The 4756-nt window shown below is 62.6% G+C and carries 2 protein-coding genes and 3 rRNA genes; 1 reads left to right on the top strand and 4 read right to left on the bottom strand.

The features are described 5' to 3' along the window. Positions 1-180, bottom strand: a 16S ribosomal RNA gene (locus tag B1400_RS08750); the annotation flags it as partial. Positions 181-792: 612 nt separating this feature from the next. Here B1400_RS08750 and B1400_RS08755 point away from each other — a divergent pair. After that, a complete protein-coding gene (locus tag B1400_RS08755) occupies positions 793-2688 on the top strand; it encodes a nitrilase-related carbon-nitrogen hydrolase (protein ID WP_095614015.1) in 1896 nt (631 codons plus the stop codon). A gap of 251 nt (positions 2689-2939) precedes the next feature. Here the strand turns inward: B1400_RS08755 and B1400_RS09545 are convergent, their stop codons facing one another. The 3 genes from B1400_RS09545 to B1400_RS08780 form a co-directional block, all read right to left on the bottom strand. Beyond that, positions 2940-3824, bottom strand: a complete 885-nt coding sequence (locus B1400_RS09545) for an MFS transporter (protein ID WP_133064675.1) — start codon at positions 3822-3824, stop codon at positions 2940-2942. 464 nt (positions 3825-4288) lie between these two features. Then, positions 4289-4405, bottom strand: a 5S ribosomal RNA gene (rrf, locus tag B1400_RS08775). Between the two features lie 191 nt (positions 4406-4596). Beyond that, positions 4597-4756 (bottom strand): 23S ribosomal RNA (locus tag B1400_RS08780); the annotation flags it as partial.

Genomic DNA, 4756 nt, shown 5'->3' on the forward strand with positions numbered 1-4756 from the left:
CATCCGGCATTACCACCCGTTTCCAGGAGCTATTCCGGTGCATGGGGCAGGTTGGTCACGCATTACTCACCCGTTCGCCACTCTCACCAGCCAAGCAAGCTTGGCCGGATCCCGTTCGACTTGCATGTGTTAAGCACGCCGCCAGCGTTCATCCTGAGCCAGAATCGAACCCTCCACAAAAAACATTCATGGAGACATCCAACAGATGACTCACAAAAGAAAAAGACGGACCATCCAATAAGGAAGGACGGTCACACAAAAACCCCGACACCCATCAAACCCCCTCGGGTACCACACGGGCGGGCATCGGACTGGCAATCAAAGACCACCACACAACCAACAAACGTCGGCCATATGATGAAGTAGTACAGTACACACTATTGAGTTCTCAAACCACCACACACAGCCGGATCACACCGGAACCCAGTCCCGAAGCTCACCAACCGGCAGCAAGATGAATAACTTACACGAACCCAAACCAAAACGCAAACCCACCCAAACACAACACCACCAAAACCCAACAACCACAACACATCCACCGGCGTGTCGCAAACACCCCACCAACCACCACCACACCACACCCAACCAACCAAAACACCCACACCAACCACCCAAAAACACCCACCCACCCGCGTGTCACACACACCACTACGCCCACGTCATACATCGCCGCCCCATGTGCACAAGCGCACTAAGCTGGGCCCCAGACCGGACGCATCGCGGATGCATAAGCGACGGCGCGCATACGGTTCGCAGTCGCAGGATCCGGTACATGCCCACGGAAGGGGAGCCATGTCCACCACATCAACGCCACCATCAGCCTCCGCGCAGACGACGCAGACGGCCATCGGACTGCCGAACGACGGCTTCGTCCCAGTGGCCACGATCAGTCCGGCGAGCACCGTCGCCGACCCCGCGCACAACGCGGACCTCTGCTATCAGGGTCTGCGGCATGCAGCCGAGCTCGGCGCCAAGATCGTCGCCTTCCCGGAGGTCGTGCTCACGTCGTACATCGCCGACGATCTGCTGTACCACGGTATTCTGCTGGAAAGCGCGGAGCGCGAGTTGGGACGGCTCGCGGCGCGCACGGCGGATCTCGACGTGCTGTTCTCCGTCGGCGTCCCGCTGTGCATCAACGGCAAGATCTACAACACCGTCGCCGTATGCCACCGCGGACGTATCCTCGGCGTCGTGCCGAAGACCTTCATCCCCACCTACGGCGTGGATTTCGAAGGCCGCTGGTTCAATTCCGGCCCCGCCGAGGTCACCGACATCACCGTGGCCGGACAGACGCACGTGCCGTTCGGCTCGCATCAGCTGTTCCGCTGCCGTCAGATGCCGCAGCTTTGCGTCGGTTATGAAATCTGCGAGGACATCTGGTCGCCCGAGCCGCCTTCGATCCGACTCGCGCTGGCGGGCGCGACGATCATCTGCAACGGCTCGGCATCGAATGCGTCGCTGGAGAAGGACATCTACCGCCGCGGCCTCATCAGCGGACAAAGCGCGCGGTTGCTGTGCTGCTACGCCTACTGCAGCTCCGGCCAAGGCGATTCGACGAGCGACGTGACGGTCGGCGGACAGGAGATCATCGCCGAGAACGGCGCCGTGCTCGCGCAGGCTCGACCATTCGGCGAAGACTTCGCGATCGCCGATGTGGATGTCGAAAGCCTGTGGGGCGCACGCCGCGGCATGTCGTCGTTCAAAGTGGCCGCGAGCGCGCAAGCCGCCGGTTATCACGAGACGTTGTTCGACATGGACATCCCCGAGCATCCGCTGCAGCGTCCGGTCTCGCCGCAGCCCTTCGTGCCGGCGGATCCGCACGACCGCGACGACTGCTGCGACCTGGCATTGACGATGCAGGCGCATGGCATGCTCGCGTTCCTGCACAACCGCGGCGCCGACCGCATCACCGTGCTTGCCGAGGACACCGCGGTCGCCGATGCGGCACTCGCGCTGCTCGTCGCCGTGCGTGCCGCCGATCTCGCCGGACTCCCCCGCACGGCCGTGCATATGCGATTCCCCGGAGCGCGGCCGAACGGTCACGCCAAGGCGCTGCTCGATTCCCTCGCCGCCGCGGTCGGCTGCACGATTTTCGATGCCGCGCAACCGCCGATCGCCGCCGCAGCCGAGGCGCTCGTCAATCCAGCGGACATGACGGAACTCGCGCTCGGCATCAGCGGCTTCCCTCTTGATCTGGCGATGCAGTACGCCGTGAACAGCCAGTTGGTACGCTCCTTCGTGCCGCTGATGCTCGCACATGTCGCGAAGACGACCGACGATGAACGGCTGCATGCGGCGCTCGGACCGATCATCGCCCATGGCGATCCGCTCCATGTCCCCGAGCATGACCATTATGCGGCGCGGGGTTTCGCCGACATCGCGCCCGTCGAGGTCGAGGATTTCTTCATCGACGGGTTCCTGCGCGCGCAATACCGGCCGGCGAAGTCGTTCCGGCTGGCGCGGTGCGCGTTCGGATCCAAGTATGACGACGAACGGCTGCTCAAGTGGATGCGCACGTTCTACGGCAGGTTCTTCGCGACCCAGTTCATGCGCCACGATCTTCCCGACGGTCCGCGCATCGGATCGGCCGGTCTCGATCTGCGCGACGGTTTCATGATGCCGACGTATGCGCAGGGCACGTTGTGGCTCGATGAGGTCGACGCGCTGCTCGCACGGCACGACGACTGAATCCTCTTCCGAATCCTCTTCGGCGTTCTCAACAACGCATACGCCCCCGGGTGTTCCATGTGAAACAGATCGATTGTTTCACATGGAACACCCGGGGGCGTATGCGTTGTTGCACTCAACGCGTCCGGCGGCCGGCGAACGCACGGACGTTCGCGAGGAACGCGCAGACAAGGACGACGAGCAGGACGGTCATGCCGGCACGGCCTCCGTGCTGGGTGGCCGTCTCGAAGGCCGTTTTGTCCTTCTCAAGGCTATGTCCGGATTGCGCCACACCCAGGCAGATGGACATCACCGTCGTACCGACGGCGCCCGCGAGCTGCTGGAACGTGCTGAACATGGCGTTGCCGTCCGGCTGCATGCGCGGCGAAATGACGCTCATGCCCGCGGTCATCGTATTGGGATAGGCCATCGAGAAGCCGATCATGTACGCGATGTAGCCTACGCAGATCATCCAGACGCTTGCGGTCGGACGCACCATGAGCAGCATCAGTATGATGCCCAGGATGGCAAGCGCCATCGTCGAGAGAATCGGGCGCATCGGGCCGAAAACGATCGAGCAACGCGCCGCCGACCGGCGCCAGCACTGCGCCCAGCAATGCGCCGGGGAGGATCAACAGGCCCGCGACGGTCGTCGTCGAGCCAAAGCCGAGCTGGGCGAGATTCGGAATGAGATAGCCGAAACCGATCGTGACGCCTTCCAGCATCACATAGGCCAGCAGATGCCAACGGAACGGCACCGAACGCAGGACGCCCATATGGATGAGCAGGTCCGTCGAGCGCTTGCTCAACGACGCGAACCATACAAGGGCGCCCACTGATGACACGAGGAACAGCACGGCGGCGAATACAAGCGTGCCGGATGCGCCGGGCTCACCGGAGGTCAGCGCCGTGATGGAGGCTCCGGCCCGATCAAGCGCGGACACGAAGGCCATGAAGCCGATCATCAGCAGTACCAGCTGCACCCATCTGAAGCGTACGCGCTCGGTCGGGCGCGGTTGGCGGATCGTCGCGGCGCCGACGAAGCCCGCGATCACCAGGAACGGGATCAGAATCGCGAACATCCAGCGCCAGCCGATCGCCGACACGCCTACACCCCCGACCGTGGGGCCAAGCGCCAGGAAGAGCACATTGGTCATCGTCTCGTGAGGATGCCGATGAAGGCCATGATGCCGGTCGCGATGATCGCGAGCAACAGTTTCGGCTCGATGCGCTCGGCCGTAGGTGTTTCGCCGTCTTCACGGTCAGACGGTGGAGTGGGATGATGGTTCGGTGACGTCAATGAGGAATCGGAATGGACGCGATTGGGCATCAGTGCAGAGGCCGTCCCCGGCTACCCTTTCTTGGCTCGGCATGATTGCGGCCCATTCCGCGTTGCCGAGCACTGCGGGAAGGGCACGCCGACCGCTTATGCGGCATGGCATAGAAAAAGCGGGGATGGACCTCGCTTGATACCGTTCCAGTATACCCGATATCGTCATTGTCATATCAGGTGTGAAACACCAGATGACTGTCGCGGATAACCGTCTGATATTGGGCTGGATATGAGAGGAAAAAATGAGGAGAGCCCACTGTTGGGTGGGCTCTCCTGGGTGAAGTGTGGGTGCGGCGGCGTGCTACTCTCCCACACCCTGTCGGGTGCAGTACCATCGCCGTGCCAGGTCTTAGCTTCCGGGTTCGGAATGGGACCGGGCGTCTCCCCTGGGCTGTGACCGCCGCAAGACTGTTGTTCTGTTATTCATGTTCACCCCCGTGTGGGGGTTGGTGGTTGGTTTGGGGACCGGATGGTGGACGCGGGCGCAGGTGTTCGTGCTGCGGGAACGATGGTTCGTTGTTTGCGTGTTGATGCTTGGTTCGTGTGGATCCTCCAGTCGCGTGTCCCGGTCGCGTGTGGTGCGCGGGGCGTCGTGGCGGGGGGTCGTTTTCGACCGTTAGTGCCGGTCGGCTCCACCCCTTGCGGGGCTTCCACGTCCGGTCTATCGACCACATGGTCTCATGTGGGGTCTGTCACCACCCCGGAGGGTGGTCAGGAATCCTTATCTTGGAGCGGGCTTCCCGCTTAGATGCTTTC

This window comes from Bifidobacterium italicum, assembly GCF_002286915.1.
Lineage (GTDB): Bacteria > Actinomycetota > Actinomycetes > Actinomycetales > Bifidobacteriaceae > Bifidobacterium > Bifidobacterium italicum.

Bases quoted from the DNA above. Each gene is read 5' to 3' on its own strand.
- B1400_RS08755 (WP_095614015.1), top strand. From the start codon at position 793: ATGTCCACCACATCAACGCCACCATCAGCCTCCGCGCAGACGACGCAG.
- B1400_RS09545 (WP_133064675.1), bottom strand. From the start codon at position 3,824: ATGACCAATGTGCTCTTCCTGGCGCTTGGCCCCACGGTCGGGGGTGTA.